Origin of the sequence: Serratia sp. BIGb0234 (assembly GCF_024809915.1) — a bacterium.
GTDB classification, from domain to species: Bacteria; Pseudomonadota; Gammaproteobacteria; order Enterobacterales; family Enterobacteriaceae; genus Serratia; species Serratia liquefaciens.
Map to the genome: position 1 here is coordinate 300,789 of NZ_JANUEI010000002.1, position 21,297 is coordinate 322,085.

Below are 21,297 nucleotides of genomic sequence, written 5' to 3' on the forward strand. Positions count from 1 at the left end.
GTTCGACCCGATTTAACCCATTGATGATGCTATTGGGCGCAGCATGCAGCGCCCCTACCATTAAACTTTGTCAACGGTCTCAAACGGGCTGATTCCCGCTTCCGATTCGGTGAAGTGATTAAAAAAGCGCATTAGCCTAAATCCATCTCATGCCCTATCCACTCGCCGCTGTCGCGGTTGATAAATTGCAGATACTGCTCATATTCCTGTTCGCCATAGAACAGGTTCAGCAGCGGCGTTTTATAGAACGACTGCCACATCTGCCCCAGCATGATCGGGCGACGCGGAACGTAAATGTTCTCTATCAGGTTATAACCGGTGGCCATCAGCATAAAGCACAGGAAGAAGTAGTTGAATCTGCCGCGGATGAACGATCCCCGATGAGCCACGTAATAAAACAGCAAGAACACCGAGGCCACGCTGGCATAGCGGCTGGCCGCCTGCAGCGAGCTGGAACACAGGAACACAAACACCACCAGCCATGCCGCGTAGTTTTTGATGTCCCCCGCCTGATTGCGCATCGGGTGAGCGAGCATAAACACGCCGAGAAACAGCGCCGGGAATAACACAATCAGGAAGTTAATCATGCCGTTGGCGTTGCCGGATGTCAGGTAGTCGCTGGCGTACATGCCGGAGGTATAGACGTCGGAGTAACTGTTGATGCCGGAGATCGTAATATGGGAAACGATAAACGGCAGCGCAAACTTGGCGGTCAGAAAGGCGATGGCGCTGAACACCACCGTCAGCAGGCGGTTCAGGCGCATCACCCGGCTGCACAGAAACACCCCCACCAGCAGCATGCTGGAAAAATGGGTCAACATGGCGAACAGCATCAGGCCCGCGGCAAGCGGACGGTTAAGCTTATGGCAAAACAGCACCATCGCCAGGGTCATCACCGCCATCGAGAAGCCAAAGCGCAGCCCCATGGCAATGATAAACGGGTTAATCAAAAACAGCACCGCCAGATGCAGCAGCACAAACTGCCGCGCCGTGAACGCCTTGCCGGAATGCAGCATGACGATATTCAGCGCGCTGAGATAGCAGTAAACCGACAGCGCGACGTACAGCCCCGGAATAATGAAAAAGGGGATCCCCAGCGTTTTGAAAATATAGAAATTGGCGTACAGCACCACGTCCACCTTGCCCTGAATGACATCACTCAGGCGGGTCGCCGAATTGATGGCATCGTAGTTGGCAAAGTGGCGGTAAAGGTCTGCCAGCGGCGGAATTTTGATGAAGAAAAAGAAAAAACACAGCGCAATCAGCACATAAGCCGCCGAGTTTTTCTTTCCTGCCCTCAGCGTACCTATGCTGTGCAACAAGGCGAAAAGCGGTACCGTCAGCAACAGTACGCTGCCGATCAGCGTCGAACGTTCAAAGCGCATAATCATCCTCTGAAAGGGGGAATCTCTTAAGGGTAACGGAGTACGCGAAACGCATCTCAGAACGGCACGCCTCGGAAAAACACATTGCGGATGATATTTTTCATATACACCCCCGCCATCAAGCCGCTATTAACGTAAACAATGCCCTTCAACCCATAGAAAACGCCTGCCAGGCGACTCTTGCCGTCGGTAATGATGCGCGAAGTAATGCAGGTATGGCGCAGACGCATGATCTTGCGTGCCCGGGGTGATACCTGCGGCATCAGCCGCTGCTCAAACTGCATTTTGTTGCGGTAGCCAATAATGCCCTTCGGACTGGAGGTGATGCGTTCGCCGTCATGGTCGTTGTGCACCGCCAGTCGTTCATGCAGCGTACCGATCTTCGCTCCGGCCGCCAGCAGCCGGTAGAGGAAGATATGATCCTGGTAGCGAGGAGTGTTGAAAAAACCCCGTACCGCAATCGCCGTGCTACGGCGCATCATGATCATCGGCGTGTAGGCTACGCCGGCCAGCATAAAGTCCTCCAGCCCTTCGCAACGCGCGCGGTAGTAATGCTCGGCGCTGATCTGCCCGTTTTTCAGAATATCCATATCGCACAGGCTGACGTCGTAATCGCCCTGCTGCATAAACGCCAGTTGACGGGCGATTTTCTGTGAGTGGTAGTAATCGTCATCATCCAGAAAGCTGATGTACTGACCGCTCGAACGCAGGATCCCGCTGTTACGTGCCAGCGCGCCGCCGCCATTGCGCCTGCGCGGGTAATAGATAATCTCACCCCGCTCAATGTAGTCGGCCAGGCGCTCGCGGGTCGCCAGGCGATGGGCGTCGCCCTGCGGGTTGTCATCCACCACGATGATTTCCAACGGGCGATGGGTTTGTGCCAATACGCTATCGATGGCGCGTGCCAGCAGTTCGCTGCGGCCATAGGTGGGTATGATGACGCTGACGGTGATACTCATAGTTTTATTCTGCCTGTTGGGGGCGAGAGGGCTCGCCCCAATTGACATGGGTGCAGCATGCTGCTGCTTTGACGAAAACGGGAAAGAGGCGAATGCTGTGCCGCTAGCCGCGCAGGTTGTACAGCCGGGCCATCAGGTAGTAGGCCAGCGGGCTACGGTAAAACAGCCGGTTTTTACGGCTCAGCATTTTACGCTCCTCGCCGCGCAGGCCGGAATAACGGCGCTTCAGCTCGCGGGTTTCGCGCAACGCATCACGCGGCCCGAAAAAGTCCACCCCCACCAGCAAGCGCGCTTTCAGGGTGGTGACGTAGAGAATCGAGTAAAGTCCATGCCCCAGTCCCTGCCGTCGCCCGCTGTCAGCGCCGTCGAGTGCGTAATCCAGATCGTCCAGATCGCGTCGCTTGGGCGCGCGCGTAATGCCATTCGGGTTGGCGCGGTATCCCACCAACGGCGTATCGCAGACCACGATGCGTTCGGCCTTCAGGTAAAGCTGCGGGATCAGCTGAATATCTTCAAAATTGCGCCCCGCCGGGAAGCGAGCCTCATCGAACAGCGTTTTGCGATAAATCCTCGCCCAGGCGTACCACATGCTGCGGTTAAAGCTGTCTGCCAGCAGCGCCATATGCTCATCACGCTGCTGCGGAGCCGCATTACCGGGCACGATAGCCATGGTTCCGTCCGGTTGGATCTTGCCGTTATTGAAGGTCGAAAAGCGCTGGGCGTTGAAGGCCACAATGTCGGCCAACGGATTATCCGCCAACAAACGCCCCAAAATGCTGAAGTAGCCCTCCAGCAGTACATCGTCGGAGTCCAGGAAGCCAATGTAGTTCCCCTCGGCATGGTCAATGCCGTTGTTGCGCGCCTGGCTTAACCCCTGATTTTCCTGGCGCAAAATGCTGACCCGCCGTTTGTGCTGCGGGTAGCGACACAGCATCTCTTCGGCAATGCCGATGGCACCGTCCGGGCTGCCGTCATCCACGATGATCACTTCCGCCCAGTCAGGCAGCTGTTGCAGCACCGAATCAAGGCACGCCTCGATATAAGCCTCAACCTTGTACACAGGAATAATCAGGCTCAGGGTAATATTCATGACCGGTTATCCTTTATCTTCTGTTTGACGTTGCACCCATACCGCACGGCTGCCCATCGAAGGCAATTCCGCCTCAATCTGCCGTTGCCCCTGAGCCTGCCAACCGGCAGGCAGATCAAAACGTGCCGACATTTGACGGTAATAAGGGTTGGCTATCAGTACCAGGCCGCGATCGCCGCGGATAAACAGCCGGGCCGGGATGGCGGTATTGTTGCCTTGCAACAACCGGCTTTCACCGGAAAGCAGGTAAGGCTCAAAGCTGACAATCTGCTGTGCTACGCCGGCGACGCCGCGCCAGATAGCGTCAAACTCCTGCTGGCTGAAGCCGCCACGCTGGCGCTTGTAGAACAAGTCGGTATAGGAATAAAACAGGATGCCTCTGGCCCCGCCGATCAGCCCTAACCAGGCCTGATTGCGGATCTCCGCCTCGGTAGGCTGACGCGGCTTACGGCCGGGGGCGTAAGCGGCATGATCCATAATTTGCATCACCAACCAGGCTCCTTTTGCCTGGCGCGCCACCTGGCTGGTAATACGGCTGTACTCCAGCGTTCGCGTCAGATCGGCGTCTCTGCCGACCGGATAAGGGTCGCTGGCCAACACGTCCGAACTGTTGAAATAGGCATTGAGCGTCCCGGTCTTGTCCAACACCTGGAACGTCAGGTGATCCGGATCCAACTGCTTGACCTGCAGGTGCTTTTGCTCAATCTGCGGCACATATTCCGGGCCCAGTTCGTCGTTGATGTACCAGGCGAGCAGGTTTGGTTGATGCTTGAACTTCTCCACATAGCTGGCCGTCAGCTGCGGATAGCTCATTTTGGTTTCCGGCGCAAAGCGGGTGCCGGCGTACATATCCTTGAGCGAAAAAATCACCTGCAAACCATACTGCTGGGTTTTGCGGAAATAGTTATAGGGGTCGCGGCCGGTGCCGTAGTTGTAATTGAGCAAGGTATTGAAACCGGCATCGCGGATGCGCGCCAGATGCTCGTCCGTCGCCATCTCGCCGTACATGTAGATGCCGAGCGGGAAGAAGCGCTTGCCTTGCTTCAACACGTAACCCTGAGCATCCAGCGCTACCTTGGGCTGAGGGCGACCGACGCTGATCGGCATTTCGCTGCGCTGACTGCGTTGCGTGGCCACGTCCGTCACCTGCTGCTGCAAACGATACTCGCCGGCAGCCAAATCGGCCGGCAGCGGAAATTCCACCTTTTGCTGCCCGCTGATGGCATAACGGCGGCTGTCACGTTTCACCGCGGTGTTTTTGTCATCGACCAGGGTACTGTCCACCTGCACCTGCTGCGGATCCACCACTTCAATCAGGCTGGAGGCCGCGCCGTTACCGCTGCGCATCTGGTACAGCTCCGGCGCAACGGGTTGCAGGCAGGCGTAAACATCGTCAAACCAGGCATTGCCGGTGGTGCCCTGACGCAGATAAACGCCCAGCACCACTTTCACCGCCCGTGGTGGCACCCGAAAATCGCCGGTCACCGGCTGCCAGCCGCTGGTGCCCAGCAGCCCCTGCGGATAGCTGCCCGCCAAAAAACGTCCCTGGTCGTCATAGCTTTCGACAAACACGCCGGCACCCTGATTTTCGCCCTTGCCCCTGAGGTTTTCACCGCGTACCCAGGCACCAAAAGCCAACTGTTGACCCGGTTTGACCGACAGGGTTTGCAGCATGTTGTGGTAGTTGGCCGGGTTGTGATTTTGATAAAACAGGCTGCTCTGACCGCCGTGGCCACCCGCGACCACCTGCGCCGAGGCCAGCGACCACCCGGCACCACCCTGCTCGAAGCCGGGATCCTTGAGCAGGTTGCTGTCGCAGCCGGCCGCATTGGCCAGCCCCGCCCAGCCGGCGCTCGCCAGCAGGCAGGCCGAGGTTAGTTTGCTGAAATTCATTGTCTTTTCATCACCGCGCTGTACAGATAGGAGAAGAACAGATAACAGGACTTCTGATAGGAAAGCCCCAGATGGCGGCGATATATCTGCCACTGCCAGTCGGCCGCGCGGAATTTATTGCCGGACAGCGACTGCGCCGACAGGCGATAAAAGGCCAGGGGTTCGGGGATGCAGTAAGCCATGTGGTTACGCGCCTTCTCCAGTACCGACAGCCACATCACGTAGTCCTCATGGCCCACTTTGCTCTGGTACACCTTGCCGACCTGTCGCTGGTTGTACATGCCGGTCAGATTGCCGATCCAGTTGCTTTTCAACATGTCTTTATAGGCGATGATTTCGCCGGCGCCGCGGTAGTTTTTCACCCGCGTCGGGTCATCTTCGAAGGTGTAATAATGGGAGCACACCACGTCGTAGCGGTTGGTCTTGAGAATACCGACCTGACGCGCCAGCTTGTTCGGGTGCCAGACGTCATCGCTGTCGCAAAACGCAATATAATCGCCGCGCGCGGCTTCAATCGCGATGTTGCGGGTCTCGGCCACGCCCTGATTGGTGTCGTTGCGGATGTAAGTCAGACGATCGTGGATGAACGGTTTTACCACCTCGGCGGTATGATCCGTGGAAGCATCGTCGATCACATACAGGTGATAATCCTGGTAAGTCTGGTTCAGCACCCCGAGGATCGACTCTTTGATAAAGCCCGCTGCGTTGTAAGCCGGCATGATAACTGAAACTTTTTCCATCTTAACCTCCAGCGATAAGCTGTTGCCATTGGGGATAAATACGCTCGGGAATGTACTGCTGCGCCCGCGCCAACGAGTGCAGAGAGAAGCGCTGACGCAACTCGCCGTCGCCTATCAGCGCCAGCGTTCGTTGGCTGAAGGCCTCGATATCGTCCTCCGCCACCAGATAACCGTTCTCACCGTCATCAATCAGCTCAGCCGGTCCGGTCAGACAGTCATACGCCACCAGGGGCAGACCAAAACTCATCGCTTCAATCAGCACCATCGGCAAACCTTCGTAACGCGAGGTCATCAATAGCATCGCGGCCTGACGGTAGTGACTGGCGATATCCGCCGTCGCCGGCAACAGCTTCACCTGACCACCCAGACCGGCGGCGTCAATCTGCTGTTGCAGTGCCCCCCGGTCCGGGCCGTCGCCGACGATATGCAGTTGCCAACCCAGCGCTTGCGGCGCTATCTGCTGCCAGGCGGCGATCAGGCGGTCAAACCCTTTCTGTCGGCATAACCGCCCCACCGCCAGCGCCACCGGCTGTTGCTGAGCCGGTTGCGGCGGTTGCACCGGGAAGGGTGAAACGTTCTCAATCACCCGACATTTGCGGCCGGGCACCCAACGGCTGATGGTGGCCAAATCTTTCTTCGTCAGCAGTACCGTGCGGTCACCGAGTCGGTAGACCAGCACCTTTAGCCACTTCATCGGCCAGGCATACTGGTGAAAACTGACGTGCTCACTCAGCAACAGCCGGCTGTGCGGACACAGCAACCGCAGGTACGGCACCATGATCGACGACAGTTTGCCCATCGAAACGGTGATAATTACGTCATAGCGGCCGCGCCGTAAAAACCATGCCAATCGCCAGGGCCACAACAGCGTTCTGCCAGGCATAAAGCGTAAACTCACTGACTCCTCCAGCGGGTAAAATGCCCGGTCGCCGCTGATCGACACCAGATCCACCTGATGCCCCAAACGCGTCGTCAGCGCATTGGCCAGGCTGCTGGCCACCCGCTCGGTACCGCCTTTTTCGGCGATGTTCTCAATCACAATCGCTACTTTTCGTTGCTGCATGTCATCTCCGAAATCCCTCGCGGGCGGTACGCAACAGTCGCCCGCCCAGTGGAAACAGCCCCAGTCTGGCCAGACAGTCGCCGTACAGTTTGATCGCCCTGAATTTGCTGCTCAGGGCATCGCGCTCGGTGCGCGCTGAGTAATAGGTGAAGGCCTGCAGGTTTTCGCTGTACAGCGAGGCCAGCAGGTGTTTGCAGGCAAAACCGCTGATATAGCGGCCGCTGGCATGAAGGTAAGCATCGATAAACTGCTCGCTGGCATCGATATTCATCCGGCAACGATCGGTATCGGCATCGCCGCAGCGGATAAACACGCCGCGCCCCTCGTCGAAGGCCACCCTGGCCCCCAGATTGGTGGCGTTGACCAAAAATCCCCAGTCTTGATACTTGTAGAGAAACTCCGGAAATAAAAAACGCCGGTCTTCCTTTTTGCGCAGGCTGATGGTTGAGGTGCGAATATCACCCATATCAAGAAATAAAAAATCCGCTCCCGCCACACCCTCTTTATAATCGAAACGATAACTGCGAATATTCTTATCACTAACCGTGACGTAGTTGCCGAAGATAATGTCTATTCGGGGGTCCTGATGACGTTTCAGGCGGCGGATAATATAGTTGGTATTAAACGAATCCTCCGGCTCCAGAAAAAAAACCACGTCCGAGCGCGCTAAACGAAACCCGGTATTGCACGAGGCCGCCGTATTACGCCGCACTTTACTTTCGTGCAGCCGCGCCCGACGATTGGCGACCAACAGGCTGCGCATATTATCCAACTCTTGTTTGTTCGACGCATTATCAACCACGATAATTTCGTAGTCGAAACCGGAGCAGGCATTAGTCATCCTGACTAATGTGGTGGCCAAACTGGCTGAGTTATTAAAAACGGGAATGACAATCGATAAGTCCATTTATTACCTCAACAATATATTATCATTTGGCAAAACAATGCTAATGCCAACGGAATAGCTTGTTATCCCAGAATATCCTTGTCCGGTTACTTCCCCCCGTCCTGACGCGGTAAATACGCGCAGCCTACCGGTTACTCAACTACTCCTGGAAATAACCTCCCCACTCTTGTTCAATAATTTCCGGTGTGAATCGTTGCAGGCCGGCTCCGGGAGTAAATGTTAACTCGCCAAAATAGATCCGTTCCTGCACCTGATAAAAATCCACCCTTACGTAAGAGAACTGTTCTGCCACCTGGCGTGCCAGCTGCAGCATCTGATCCAGGCGACAGGGTTTCTCCATCGGCACTTCGCTGTTGGGCACCCCCATGCGGATTTCGGTGCGATTCCATTGGGCATCGAAAAAATCACGGCGGTGGTCGATAAAGCGCTGGTAATCAATCTGGATGAAAAAACGCACTTCCCCGTTGCGATTAAAACAGTGGATCTTGATGTCATTCGGGGTTTTGCCGTCTTCCAGCAACATTTTTTCCACCATGATGCACGGCGAAATATCCTTATAATGACGCTCGCGATAGACCTGATAAAAATTCTGTCGCAGCCAGCTGTTGGTCAGCACCCTCAATTCATTAAAGCTGGTCTGGCTTTTATCAAACACCAGCTTGTTATAACCGCTGCCGTGATTCGCCTTAATCACAAAGGCGTCAGGCAATGACTGGTACATTTCCTCAGTTAATTTCTCACCCTGAGCATAAAGTTCAATCAGGTATTCTTTCCCCCACAGCTTTTCAATATATTCCCTGACCAGATACTTATCGGACAGCTGAGTATACATCGCCAGAGGATAGACTTTCCTGCGCATCAGTTTCTCGCTATACCCCATCGGTTTAGCCAGATGCGGTAGCTTGCGAAAAAACAAAGCGTATTTTAGCTGATGATATAATGCGTCGGGTATATTACGGTAAAAACCCTTCACCAGATTATTTAGCATAAAGTTCTCGCACCTTCCCTATTAGTTGCGGCAAACAGCGGTAGCAGGTGACCTGCAGCCGGGTAATTTGTCCTTTTCTAAAAAAGCCATTAAGTACAAAAAATGAAATAAATTCGGTAATCAACGTTGATATCGCCGCGCCCAAAATGCCATAACGCGGGATCAATACCAGATTCATCAGCACGTTGACCAAAGCGGCCAAAGGCATTTTTATCGCGATAAACCGATAACCGCCAAACAACACGATCGCCCGGTAAGAAACAGTGCCCATCACTGAGAACAGTGAAGTCACCGAGCACAGCGCCAGAATGGTGGCGGTTTCACGGTAACTGTCGCCAAACATCAGCTTCACTATCGGGCCAGGGAACAGCGACAGCAGTAATATCACCGGCATAGAAAGCAGCAGAACCACCAGATACAGCAGTCGGATCCGCCCTTCCTGCTCGCTTACGGAACCGGCGTTGGCCACCCCCGGCATCATCGAGGTAATCAGCGCAATGGGCACAAAGACCCACCCCTGGCTCAGGGTGATGGCGGCGCTGTACAGCCCAACGCTGTGTTCCCCGAGGTAGTTACCGATCATGATCTGATCGATACGCGTATAGATGACAATCGATAGTCCGGACACGGCCAGCGGCAGCCCCACCTTCAGCAGATAGCGGCCATAGCGCCGTTGATGACGCAGGCTGATGGGCCGCATGCCCCCTTGCTCGCGGCGAAACAGCAGCCAACGTACCCCGTAGGGGATCAGGCTGCTCAGCACATAGGGCACCGCAAACCATTCCAGCGGCAGCTTGGCATGCACCAGCGCCAGCCGCACAACAATCGACAACAGCAGCGCCACATTGTTGATCAGCGTGTTCAGCTTCGATTTCAACAGGGCGTCGTAATAGATTTTATAAACGTCCTGCACCGAGAAATACGCGCTGACCAGCATCAGTGCCATCATGATCTGGCTGGTGCGATCCTGCGTTAACATTGCCCAGGCCATCAGCGGCACCGCGATCAGCGCAAAGAGTTGCCGCCGCAGACGCATCGAGGCCAGCATCAACCGAATGCCACTTTGCCGCTGGCGGGCGACGCGGTTGAACAACACCGCGTCGGCCCCCAATTGCACCAGCGGAACCGCGATGGCAATCACCGACAGCAAATAGTTAATCAGCCCGTACTGCGCCGGCCCCAGATAGCGCGCGACGTAAACCGAAACGAAAATCCCCGACAGGCTCAGCGATACTCGCTCCAACATTAACCACAGGGAGTTCATCAGCATCGCTTTCATAGGGTTACTGGACCTTTTCCTGATGGCTCGGGTAAGCAAAGGCATAGTAACCGGCGTCGGTAGCGGTTTTCTTCACCATGCCGTTGAGGATCACCCCTTTAATAGCGACGCCATTTTGTTCGAACCGGCGGATGCTGGTCTCAATCTGCCTGACGGTGTTGACCTCGAAACGCACCACCATCAGTGCCGTACCGGCGTGATGCCCAACAATCGCCGCGTCGGTCACCGCCAACACCGGTGGCGTATCGATCAGCACCAGATCGTAATTCTGGCCCGCCCAGCGCAAGAAATCGGCAAAGCGCTGGTGCATCAGCAGTTCGGACGGATTGGGCGGTACCTGGCCACGCGGCACGAAATCCAGGTTGGCAATGTCGGTCTTCTTCACCGCCATCTCTGGCGCAATCAGCCCGGACAGCATATCTGACAAACCAGCCTTGGCGCTGTTGTTCAACCAACGGTGCAAAAAGCCTTTGCGCATGTCGGCGTCGATCAGCAATACCCGCTGCCCTGCCTGAGCGATCACCACTGCCAGGTTGGTGCTGGTAAAACTCTTCCCGCTGGCCGGGCTGGCGCCGGATACCATCAGAATATTGTTCTTGGCCTCCATCATGGCGAAATGCAGGCTGGTGCGCAGGCTGCGGATAGCCTCAACGGACAGATCTTCCGGTTCTTCCTGCGCCAGGATCGGCAGTTTGCCGCTGCTGTGTTTGGTCAACAGCTGCTGCTGAACTCGATTGCGCTTTTGCTGCCAGGGCGACAACGGCACCGTGGCATACACGCTGATCCCACGTTTTTCCAGCGTATCGGTATCGCTGATGCCACGATGAAGCGCGGCACGCAACACCACCACCGACGCCGACAGCACACCGCCCATCAGCAGAGCGAAGAACACGATCATCGCTTTTTGTGGCTGTACCGGCCGCAGACCGGTTTCGGCCTCATCGATGATGCGGATGTTGCCCACGGTACCGGCCTTGCTGATGCTCAGCTCCTGCTGCTTGTTCATCAACTGCATGTAGACCTGCTGATCCACCTGCACGTCGCGGGTGAGGCGCAAAATTTCCTGCTGGGTTTTCGGCAAGGTTTGCACCTGTTTGCCAAGCCGCGCCTTTTCAGCCTCCAGCGTGGCGCGCTTTTCCAACAGAGCACGGTAGGCCGGGTGTACCCGGGTATAGAGCTTGGAAATTTCCGCCTCTTTGAAGGTCAACTCATTGAGCTGCCCTTCAAGTTGCACCTGGGTGTCCAGCACCGACTTGGCCTCCAGCGACAGGTCTACCGAGTCGTTCTGCTGGCGGAATTGATTAAGCTGATTCTCGGCGTTATTGAGCGAAGTCTGGGTCCGTGGCAACTGCTCATGCAGGAAGGCCAGCATGCGCTGAGCTTCTTCCGTTTTGCGATCCACATTCTGCTGCAGGTAGTTATCGGTGATGCTCTTGAGCACCGCTTCCGCACGCTGCGGATCCTCCCCCGCCAGGCTGAAGGTCATGATGCCACTTTCCTTGCCGCCAGGCGCGACATCGAGAATATTGCGCAGATCGTCCACCGCTTTTTGGCGCGGTACGTTAACCACGGTGAAGGTGGTGCCCGGCTGCGCTTCAAGCTCGCTCACGTTGACCGACCAACCGCCCTGCTGCAGCGTTTGCCCCACAACGCCGCTGAACAAGGTTTTGCCGTCATGACCCAGGCTGTAATGCTGCGGATCATCGACGGTAAGGGTCAGTTCCTGGCCCTGCATCACCGCCGGCACCTTCATGGAAGAAATACGCAGTACCGGCGTCACTTCGCCACTCAGGCGAGCGATGCCCTTGCCGAACAGCGGGAAATAGTCCGGGCTGATGCGCACCGTCAGGCCGAGGTCGTCGACGGTTTTGCCAATTACGTAACGTGATTTCGCCAGCGAGACCTCGTCCTGGGTCGCCGAGTTCTGACCGACTCCGCCGATCGAACTGTCCAGCGTTTCGCGCAGCAGCGAGTCGCCCGAAAGTTGTTTTTCCACCTGCACCAAAGCCGTGGCCTGATAGATTGGCGTTGCCATCAGGGCATAGGCACAGCCCAGGATCCCGGCTACGCCGGTCACCAGCAGAATGCGCCAGCGGTTGTCCCACAGCGGGCCAATCAGGCGCTCCCACTCCAATTTGTCGTCCTGCTCGGCCATCACAATCGGCAATGCATTGTTCTTCATCATCGGTCTTCCTTTAGTCACCGTTACGGGGTTACCAGTTACGTACCCGCAACGTGGCCTCACTGAGGTCGTTGAAGCTGGAAATGGTCGGTACCAGCTGGCTAATCAAGCGGTTCCAGCGTGCGACCGGTGCCGCGGTGACGTACACCACGTCATAAGGCTCCAACTGGAATTCGGTGCCCATCGCCAGTGCGGCGGCATCAGACAGGTCGAACTGGTACAGCGACGCCAGCCGTTTTGGCTGCTTGCCGCCGTTTGGACGGATCACGAACACCCCGGTGGCATCGGCCACCGTCTGGCTGATCCCTTCGGAACTGCCCAGGGCCTCGGTCAGGGTCATGCCGCTGCGGTCCATTTTCAGCGTCGACTGCTTGCCAACCTCGCCCATCACAAACACTTTCAGTTCATCGTTACGCGGCACATAGAGGATGTCGCCGGGCGTCAACAAATGGTTCTGGCTGATGTCACCGCGCTGCATCAATGCCTGCAGCGAAATCGGCTGTTCTTTGCCCTGGTGCGTCAGCACCACGTTGCGCCAGTCGGCGTTATCGGTCAGCCCGCCGGCGGCGTTGATGGCATCCAGAATGGTCAGCGGCACGTTGGTCACGGCCTGCTGCCCAGAAGTTTTCACCTCACCGGTGACATACACCTTTTGCGAGCGGAAGGCGGCGATGCTGACGTCCACCTGCGGGCTTTCCACATAGGTCGCCAGGCGGCTGGCAATCTGGTTGCGCACTTCGGTAACGGTTTTGCCCACCACCTGCACCTTACCAATGTACGGATAGAAGATGGCGCCATCGGCATGCACCCAGTTACCGGTGTCGCTGGCGCTGCGGTATTGCCCTGCCGGGGTGGTCAGCTCCGGGTGATCCCAGACGGTAACGTTGAGCACGTCGCCAACGCCGATGCGGTACTGATAGCTTTGCAACCGCTGATCCAACGCCAGGTTGGGTCGCGCTACCGGTTCTATGCGACGCATTTTTTCCAGCAGCATCGGCGTGACGCGATACACCTGAACCTGTTTGTTGAGGTCGAAATCTTCGTCCTGCTGAGTCACTTTTTCTTTGCCCTGGGTCGGCAGGTGTGAACCCGGAAAGGCGGTGCAACCACTGAGCAGCACGCTGGACAGCACCAGTGGCATCAAATGAGGCAAATGAAGGTTCATAACGGTACCGTGAAAAACGGGCCGCCGTTGCGGCCCGTGGGAGGATTAACGATCGGCGGTAGGGTTATCGGTAAAAACTCTGCCCTGACGAGGTTCGTGCAGCAGGGCAAAATAACCGAAGAAGCAAAATACAAAGGCCAGCAGCATCAGGTGATCGGGCAGTTGCAGCACCTCGCTGCAGATGCCGACGCAGGCCAGCGTCACCGCCAGCATGCAGCTCATACTCAGCGCCTGACGCGCATTGAGGCCACGACGCATCAGAATATGATGCAAATGATCGCGCCCAGCCTTGAAAGGACTCTGTCGACGCAGCAAACGACGCGTCATCACCGTTACCATGTCCATCAGCGGAATGGCAATCAGCCACAGTGCGGTCACCGGTCGCATCACGGCGTCTTCGCCCTGGGTGGCGGCTATCAGCAGCCACAGCACGCTAAACCCAATGACCATGCTGCCGGCATCCCCCATGAAAATCTTGTTGCGCGCACCGAACAGACTGAGGTTGAACAACAGGTAGGCCGCCAGGGCCGCAATCAGGCTCAGACACCACAACGCCTGCTCTTCATGCCCGGCCAGGCCGAACAGGATGGCCAGCGCCATAAACGTGACGCAGGACAGCGCGCCCAGTTGGCCGTCGATGCCGTCAACCATGTTGTAGGCGTTGATCGCCCCCCACACCGCCAGCGGCGTGATCAACAAGGCCGCGTAGCCCAGCTGCAGTTCTTGATGACCCCACAGGTAACCAAAGGAGGTGAGTTGCATCCCTGCCGCCAGCATCATCGCCAGCGCAATCCCTCCCTGCACGATGACGCGTGGCGTCACCGGCAGATCAAAGCGGTCATCCAGAACGCCCAGCAATACCAGCGCCGTAATGCTCAGCAAGAAGGTGGTACTGTGCGGCAACCATTCGGGCTGCCAAAAGGTCACCAGCGTCATAATGAGGTAAATGACGATCCCGCCGACCAGCGGAACATGCCCCTGATGACGCTTGCGCGCATTGGGTTTATCCACTAACCCCACCGCCAACGCAGCGCGGCGGGCAATAACCACCAGCACCAGCGCCAAAATAAATATCACGCTCAGTTGATATAACATTGTTCCTCCAGCGAATAAGCACGCTACCGCCCTTGAGTTACAGCTCCCAATGCGCTATTAACAAAAATAAAATTGACAGTCCCAGGATATAAGTCAGCATGAGCCAATCCCGTTTAATACAGATTTATCTGCTTGTCAGAGATGAAAAATAAATAACCCTAACCCGTAATAAAGTTATCTCTATGAAAACTCATGCTTAATTGTTTTTTCGATTGCCGAATCAAGTTCGACTGGCGCCACGAAATCACATTGAACATTGCTTTTAAATTGTGTTCTGGCACAGAATTTCTGCACCCGCACGCGGCTAATAGGAAATTTTCGGTGACTTATTTTACTCACCACATCTAATGCCGTTGCCCCGCAGATCCCAAATAGATAAGGAATGCGAATAGTCTTATTATTTCTGCCTAATGAAGAAGAAATAACGTCTACCAGCTGATTCATGGTGAAGTCGGGTTTATCAACATAATTGCTGACCTGATAAGTGGCCTGTTGATCCAGTGCATACTCAAGTCTGGCGGCAATATTCTCAACGTAGGCCATGGACTTCATATTATTGCCGCTGCCGATCATCACAAAGCGACCGCTGGCAATTTGGCGGAACAGGTTATAAACGTTGCCGCGATTGTTTTCACCAAACACTACCGTCGGGCGAATGATGGTTAATTTGTTACTGCCATCGGCTTTACGCCAGGCTTCGTAGACATACTCCGCTTCCAATTTGGATTTGCCGTAATGGTTAAAGGGCTCGAAAACCCCTTCTTCGCCGGTTTCCCGTGTCACGAAGCCATAGACCGCCACGGAGGAGGTAAAGATAATCTGTTGGATATTCAGCGCCGATGCCGTCATGCAGACATTGCGCGCCCCATCAACGTTAACCTGGTAATACAGTGAGATAGGATCGACATTATCCTGATGCTCAGCGGCAAGGTTGATCACGGCGTCACACCCGGCCAACGGCTCCTGCAATGTCTGGGGCTGGGTTACATCGCCAAACTGATAAAGTTCGGGAAAATGCTCACTCCGCTTTTTATCCACGATGGTCAACACCAGGTCGTCACGCGCACTCAGACGCTTAACCAAACGCGTTCCGATAAAGCCGGAACCCCCGATGATCGCTACTTTACGCTTATCCATAATTTGTCACTCAGCCCGGTTTATCCATTATTCCCCACCACACCATTGAGGCAGGACGCTAATTCGCGTTAGAACATGGAAACCAGACTGGACAAAACGGACCCGGCTTTCAAATAACAAATAATGAAATAAAAATATGTGCCAAATGTAAAATTATCGACAAAGGTGAAATATCATCGCGTGCTAATTTTTAACATCATAAGCGACCTGATATTCCATGGTTTTATTCGGCAGTATGAGATTAATCTTACCCGTCCCTTGCGCATCTGAAGTTTCGTATTTCACCGGCTGTTTCAACCTTCCTTGCTTAGGGTCGACGCACTCGATGGTTGCCTGCTCCAGACTTTCGCCCTGATACAGACAAAGCAGGGTTTGCGGGCTGTTGGTACGGGAGTTATTCAGCGTCAACGTCAGCACTACGCGGGTATTGTTTTGAATATCATTGATAATCGGCGGGCGAGTTTGATTCCCCAGCACGTAGGAGAAATGTGAAATAATGAGCAACGACACGAATACTGACAGGTATTTCACAACTCTGACGGCAGGCACAGAGAAAAAACCCGCCGAAGCCGGTATCTTTTTTCTGATTGACGTATTTTTAAGCGTTACTGGTACGACAGGAGGATCAACGGGAGCCATGTTTTCATCATTAAGCTCTATTTCTTCAGCAAGAGTTTCATCCGGCTTATCGTTACTTTCAGAAAGTTCCGCTTGAATATCTTTATTATCGTCAGTGTCGCCACCCCATATTTCATCGTCGGCATATTCTTCCTCTTCAGAAATAAAGTGAAAAACGGCCTTGTTTTCCACCTTATAACCTAAGCGAGGAATGGTTCTGATAAGCGTATGCTCGGCATCACCGATCTTTTGACGAATTGATTTAATTGTTTGATTTATCGTTGAATCCGAACAATAAGTTCCTTTCCAAATGTTTTCTATAATTTCCGTACGGCTAACCAGTTCTGGGGATCTGGCGACAAGAAGTGAAAGTATCTGATACTCCTTCCAACGTAGGCGGAATTTTTCCCTGGACGGTGTCAGAACATCTAGATTCCTAATCTTTATTCTTTTATCAAGATTCACTTTTAATTTCCTTAGCGTGCCTGTCCTGCACACTTTGTATAGAAATATGAAAAAATGTTCAAGAAATTAAATGTAAACTCAACAGGTTGCATTCATGGGATATTTATTTTTATAAAAAATTACTGATTTCATTTTTTACAACACCGCTCAAAAGGAGGCTATGTTTCTTTGAATGACTTTATTTCCCTGTTGGAAACATGGTTTCTCATCATGATTTCCGGCAATAAAACTCAACCATCTTATTGTTTTAAAACAAAAAATATAAAAATGTTAAACAAATGTTAGTTAAATGAAATTATGAAATTTCATCCTGTCATCAAACAATATCATCTGTTTTTCCACCTAATCTGATTGTCAGATAGCCTACAAAAAGCCTGCTAAAACAGAATGAGAGTTATCTGATTTAGCCTCTCTCCGAATGCTTGGTTAAAATATATCATCAAATACAAAGGCGTATTGTTAACTTGATGAAATGAATCTCTGCCAGCCTGAAGAAACAGAATTTCATTGCCGTACAAGGCAGCATTCACGGTGCGTTATTTTCGTAAGGAATTCGACGTAAAAATGAAAAAATAATGTCGGAATAACATTTTTCGCAAAGACAGAAAAAAAATCAAAGTGGGAGAGATACATCTATAAACAAAGGAAAAAGCAGTGCGTGATAATAAGAATATTACCTAAAACTACGAGGATTTCACTGGGGAAGTAAAAAGCTTCACTTAAAGCGAGGGATAAAAAGCGCCTCCCCTGACGAGCAGGCGCAGAAGTTGTCAGTAGCTGGCTATCTTTTACGGCCATAAACGAACCAGGTCACCAACACGCACACCACATAAAACACCAGGAAGATTTTCATCGCGCCCGCCGGCGAACCGGTCAGCGCCAATGAGGTACCGAAGGCCTGTGGAATAAAGAAGCCACCGGCGGCGCCAATCGCTGAGATGAAGCCCAATGCCGCGGCAGAATCAGTGACGGCCTCGCGCTGAGCACTTTCGTCACTGCCCCCGGCCGCCTTAACCCGATCGACGGTGATTTTGCGAAAGATAACCGCAATCATCTGGAAGGTAGAACCGCTGCCCAACCCGGCGGTGAGGAACAACAGCATAAAGACGCTGTAAAACGCGATAAACGATCCTGCGTGCCCTGCCCCCGGCAAAGTGAGGAACAACATGGCGGCGAACACCGCCATCAGCACAAAGTTAATCAGCGTGACGCGGATACCGCCAAAGCGGTCAGATAACGCGCCGCCTACCGGCCGGGCCAGCGCCCCCAGGAATGGCCCAAAGAAGGCATAGTGCAGAATGACCACGTCCGGGAACTGGGTTTTAGACAGCATGGCGAAACCGGCGGAAAAGCCGATGAAGGAACCAAAGGTGGCGAGGTACAGCAGGCTCAGTACCCACAGGTGACCCCGTTTGAGTACCGGCAGTTGCTGACGCAACGACGCTTTAGAGGCCGCCAGGTCGTTCATGCCGAACCAGGCTGCCAGCGTGCCGACCAACAAGAACGGTACCCAGATCCAGGCCGCATTCTCCAACCACAGTGAACTGCCGTCCGGCTGCTGCTGTGCCGTCCCGCCAAACGCGCCAAAGACAGCGACGGATATGACCAGTGGGGCCACCAACTGCATCACACTCACGCCCAGGTTGCCTAACCCTCCGTTTAGGCCTAAAGCACCGCCTTGTTTAGCCTTGGGAAAGAAGAAACTGATATTGGCCATGCTGGAAGCAAAGTTGGCACCGGCAAAACCACACAGCAATGAGATAATGACAAACACGCCATATGGGGTAGTGGCATCCTGTACCGCGAAGCCCAGCCACAGGCAGGGTACCAGCAGGAAGCAGGTACTGATGGCCGTCCAGCGACGCCCGCCGAACATCGGGATCACAAATGAATAAGGCACTCGCAGGATGGCACCCGAAACGGAAGGTAACGCGGTAAGCAGGAACAGCTGATCGGTAGTGAAATTGAAACCTACCTTGTTCAAATTGACCGCCACCGCGCTAAACAGCATCCAGACGCAGAAGGCCAATAGCAGGCAAGGAATGGAAATCCACAGGTTGCGGTTAGCGATACGTTGGCCACGTTGCTGCCAAAATGCGGCATCCTCAGGCTGCCAGTCCTGAATAACCGCGCCTGTTTTTTTTGATTTTGATAATGACGTTGCTGATTGCGACATAAAAAACCTCAGACACAGGGTGATAACTTCGCTCACCCTAGGCGGCGCTCCCTACGGCAAAGTTGATGTAAATCAACCCGGATGCAGGTAGCCAGTTGCCGGAAAATGCTCGCCATCCCTTTATGAGTAAGCCGCTAACGCCGCTAAAAGCAAAACAAATCAAGCGATTGAAAATCACCCCATACCGCTGCCACGATGCCATATTGCCGAGCGGAAACTAATGGGTACTTCGTTAGAGGTATGGGGTTATGCCTGGGTATGATGAAAAATAACGCGGAATCGTTACCACCTTCGCTGGCACCACCCGCTTTCGCCCTCTGGTTTCCAGCCGTTGTTTTGCTATGCGCCGGGGATCCAAAGCCTATGAAACGCCTGTTAGCTCCGCTTTCCATCGTTAACCAGGTGGCCATTTTGATGTTGCTGCTCGGCATACTGGGCGTGGCTGGCATGAGCATTTCCGCCTGGATGTCACAAAGCATTCAGGGCAACGCCCACGCCATCAACAAAGCCGGTTCACTGCGGATGCAGAGCTATCGCCTGCTGGCACAGGTGCCGCTGGATGCGCGCAGCGAAATCCTGATACGCGAACTGGATCAGGATGCCAACAGCCCCGACCTGCAACGCCCGCTGGAACAAGAAGGCTTAACCGAACAGTTTCAGGCGCTGCACGACTACTGGCGACTGACGCTGCTGCCGCAATTGCACCAGGCCCGCCAACCCGCCGACGCTGCGCCGCAGGTAGCACATTTCGTCACCCTGCTGGACGCGCTGGTCTCGGACATCGACCGTCATACCGAACGTCGGTTGTTGACGGTGACGCTGGTGCAGGCGGTGTTTATTGCCCTGACGCTGCTGCTGTTGGTAGGTACCATTTGTTACCTGCGCCGGCGCCTGCTGCATCCCTGGCGGCAATTGGTGGCGATGGCGCTGTCGGTGGGCCGCGGCGATTTCAGCCGCCGCTTCACCCAACGTGGCCACCAGGATGAAATGGCCTCACTGGGTGGCGCGTTAAACACCATGTCCGACGAACTGGCCACCATGTACAGCGGGCTGGAGCAACGGGTGGCGGAGAAAACTGCCGATCTGCAGCAAAAAAATCAGGTATTGAGCTTTTTGTACCGCGCCAGCCGGCAACTGCACGCCAATGAACCGCTGTGCAGCCGCCTGACGCCAATACTCAATCAATTGCAAACCCTGACGCCATTGCGCGCCATTCAGGTGCGGCTGTATGAAAACAACAGCCAGGAGCAGTTTGTGCAGTTGAGCGGCAACCAGCCTCTGCGACCGGAGTACTGCAATAATCCGGTGTGCAGCGCCTGCCTGAACGACGACGAGCAACAGCATGCCAGCCACCCATCGCTGAGCTGGAGCCTGAGCGACAAGCTGGGAGATTATGGGGTGATTGTCGCGCAACATCCGCCACAGCGCCCGCTGAATGACGACCATAAACAGTTGATGAACACCCTGGTGGAGCAGTTGACCAGCGTGCTGGCGATTGAACGCCAGGTTGATCACCAGCAGCAACTGATGCTGATGGAAGAGCGTGCGGCGATAGCGCGTGAACTGCATGACTCTATCGCCCAGTCGCTGTCGTGCCTGAAGATGCAACTCAGTTGCCTGCAAATGCAGGGCGCGGAACTTTCCCCCGCCAACCTGGGGCTGGTGCAACAGATGCGAGAGGAACTTAACATTGCCTATCGCCAACTGCGCGAGCTGCTGACCACCTTCCGCCTGAGGTTGACAGAACCGGGGCTGCTGGCGGCGCTGCAATCAACGGTGCAGGAGTTCAGCCAACGGCTGGGCATTCCCATCAGCCTCGACTATCAGTTGACGCCGCGCACCGTGCCCACTTATCAGGCTATCCACCTGCTACAGATTGCCCGTGAAGCGCTCAGCAATATCCATAAACACGCCCAGGCCAGCCAGGTGAGCATTCAGGTGATCAATCAACGGGGCGAAGTCACCCTGAGCGTCTGCGATAACGGCTGCGGCCTGCCTCAAGATACTCTTCGCCCCGATCACTATGGCCTGATCATCATGCGCGATCGCGCCAAAAGCCTGCACGGCCGCTGCGAAATTTTGCCCCGCAACGGCGGCGGCACCGAAGTCCGGGTGGTATTCAAGCCGGACAACCACGCCATCGACTAATGGGAGA

The 21,297-nt window shown here is 54.6% G+C and carries 16 protein-coding genes; 1 reads left to right on the top strand and 15 read right to left on the bottom strand.

Annotation, left to right across the window (positions count from 1 at the left end):
• Window positions 1–131 precede the first annotated feature (131 nt).
• From M2407_RS08455 to M2407_RS08525, 15 genes are all read right to left on the bottom strand, one after another.
• Window positions 132–1,385, bottom strand: coding sequence for a hypothetical protein (locus M2407_RS08455; protein WP_048760199.1), 1,254 nt, complete (start codon window positions 1,383–1,385; stop codon window positions 132–134).
• 56 nt (window positions 1,386–1,441) lie between these two features.
• Window positions 1,442–2,344 carry a glycosyltransferase family 2 protein gene (locus M2407_RS08460; protein ID WP_259217600.1) on the bottom strand — a complete coding sequence of 301 codons (903 nt, stop codon included), beginning with the start codon at window positions 2,342–2,344 and terminating at the stop codon, window positions 1,442–1,444.
• Window positions 2,345–2,447: 103 nt separating this feature from the next.
• A complete protein-coding gene (locus tag M2407_RS08465) occupies window positions 2,448–3,434 on the bottom strand; it encodes a glycosyltransferase family A protein (RefSeq protein ID WP_259217601.1) in 987 nt (328 codons plus the stop codon).
• Between the two features lie 6 nt (window positions 3,435–3,440).
• Complete coding sequence (locus M2407_RS08470; RefSeq protein ID WP_142815062.1) at window positions 3,441–5,327, bottom strand: carbohydrate-binding protein CenC; 1,887 nt, start codon at window positions 5,325–5,327, stop codon at window positions 3,441–3,443.
• Window positions 5,324–6,067, bottom strand: a complete 744-nt coding sequence (locus tag M2407_RS08475) for a glycosyltransferase family 2 protein (protein ID WP_044551994.1) — start codon at window positions 6,065–6,067, stop codon at window positions 5,324–5,326. Before M2407_RS08475 ends, M2407_RS08470 begins: the two co-directional genes overlap by 4 nt.
• Window position 6,068: 1 nt before the next feature.
• The gene (locus M2407_RS08480; protein ID WP_259217607.1) at window positions 6,069–7,130 is read right to left on the bottom strand and encodes a glycosyltransferase family 4 protein; all 1,062 of its coding nucleotides are present in this window, start codon (window positions 7,128–7,130) and stop codon (window positions 6,069–6,071) included.
• A gap of 1 nt (window position 7,131) precedes the next feature.
• Window positions 7,132–8,037: a glycosyltransferase gene (locus M2407_RS08485; RefSeq protein ID WP_259217609.1), complete on the bottom strand. Its 906-nt coding sequence runs from the start codon at window positions 8,035–8,037 to the stop codon at window positions 7,132–7,134.
• Between the two features lie 139 nt (window positions 8,038–8,176).
• Window positions 8,177–9,025, bottom strand: coding sequence for an ATP-grasp fold amidoligase family protein (locus M2407_RS08490; protein ID WP_122079672.1), 849 nt, complete (start codon window positions 9,023–9,025; stop codon window positions 8,177–8,179).
• The gene (locus tag M2407_RS08495) at window positions 9,015–10,304 is read right to left on the bottom strand and encodes a flippase (protein ID WP_259217611.1); all 1,290 of its coding nucleotides are present in this window, start codon (window positions 10,302–10,304) and stop codon (window positions 9,015–9,017) included. Before M2407_RS08495 ends, M2407_RS08490 begins: the two co-directional genes overlap by 11 nt.
• A gap of 4 nt (window positions 10,305–10,308) precedes the next feature.
• On the bottom strand, window positions 10,309–12,489 hold the full coding sequence (locus M2407_RS08500; RefSeq protein WP_259217613.1) for a polysaccharide biosynthesis tyrosine autokinase: 2,181 nt from the start codon (window positions 12,487–12,489) through the stop codon (window positions 10,309–10,311).
• A gap of 28 nt (window positions 12,490–12,517) precedes the next feature.
• Window positions 12,518–13,651: a polysaccharide export protein gene (locus M2407_RS08505; protein ID WP_122079675.1), complete on the bottom strand. Its 1,134-nt coding sequence runs from the start codon at window positions 13,649–13,651 to the stop codon at window positions 12,518–12,520.
• Window positions 13,652–13,696: 45 nt separating this feature from the next.
• Window positions 13,697–14,746 (bottom strand): UDP-N-acetylglucosamine--undecaprenyl-phosphate N-acetylglucosaminephosphotransferase, encoded by a 1,050-nt coding sequence (gene wecA, locus M2407_RS08510; RefSeq protein ID WP_122079676.1) that lies wholly within the window; start codon window positions 14,744–14,746, stop codon window positions 13,697–13,699.
• 180 nt (window positions 14,747–14,926) lie between these two features.
• A complete protein-coding gene (locus M2407_RS08515; protein WP_122079677.1) occupies window positions 14,927–15,883 on the bottom strand; it encodes an NAD(P)-dependent oxidoreductase in 957 nt (318 codons plus the stop codon).
• A 183-nt stretch (window positions 15,884–16,066) separates the two neighbouring features.
• The gene (locus tag M2407_RS08520; RefSeq protein ID WP_142815058.1) at window positions 16,067–16,966 is read right to left on the bottom strand and encodes a winged helix-turn-helix domain-containing protein; all 900 of its coding nucleotides are present in this window, start codon (window positions 16,964–16,966) and stop codon (window positions 16,067–16,069) included.
• A 781-nt stretch (window positions 16,967–17,747) separates the two neighbouring features.
• Entirely contained in the window at window positions 17,748–19,142 is a 1,395-nt protein-coding gene (locus M2407_RS08525) for a NarK family nitrate/nitrite MFS transporter (protein WP_122079679.1), read from the bottom strand.
• Between the two features lie 363 nt (window positions 19,143–19,505).
• Here M2407_RS08525 and narX point away from each other — a divergent pair, with 363 nt between their 5' ends.
• On the top strand, window positions 19,506–21,290 hold the full coding sequence (gene narX, locus M2407_RS08530) for a nitrate/nitrite two-component system sensor histidine kinase NarX (RefSeq protein WP_259217618.1): 1,785 nt from the start codon (window positions 19,506–19,508) through the stop codon (window positions 21,288–21,290).
• The last annotated feature ends 7 nt before the right edge of the window (window positions 21,291–21,297 follow it).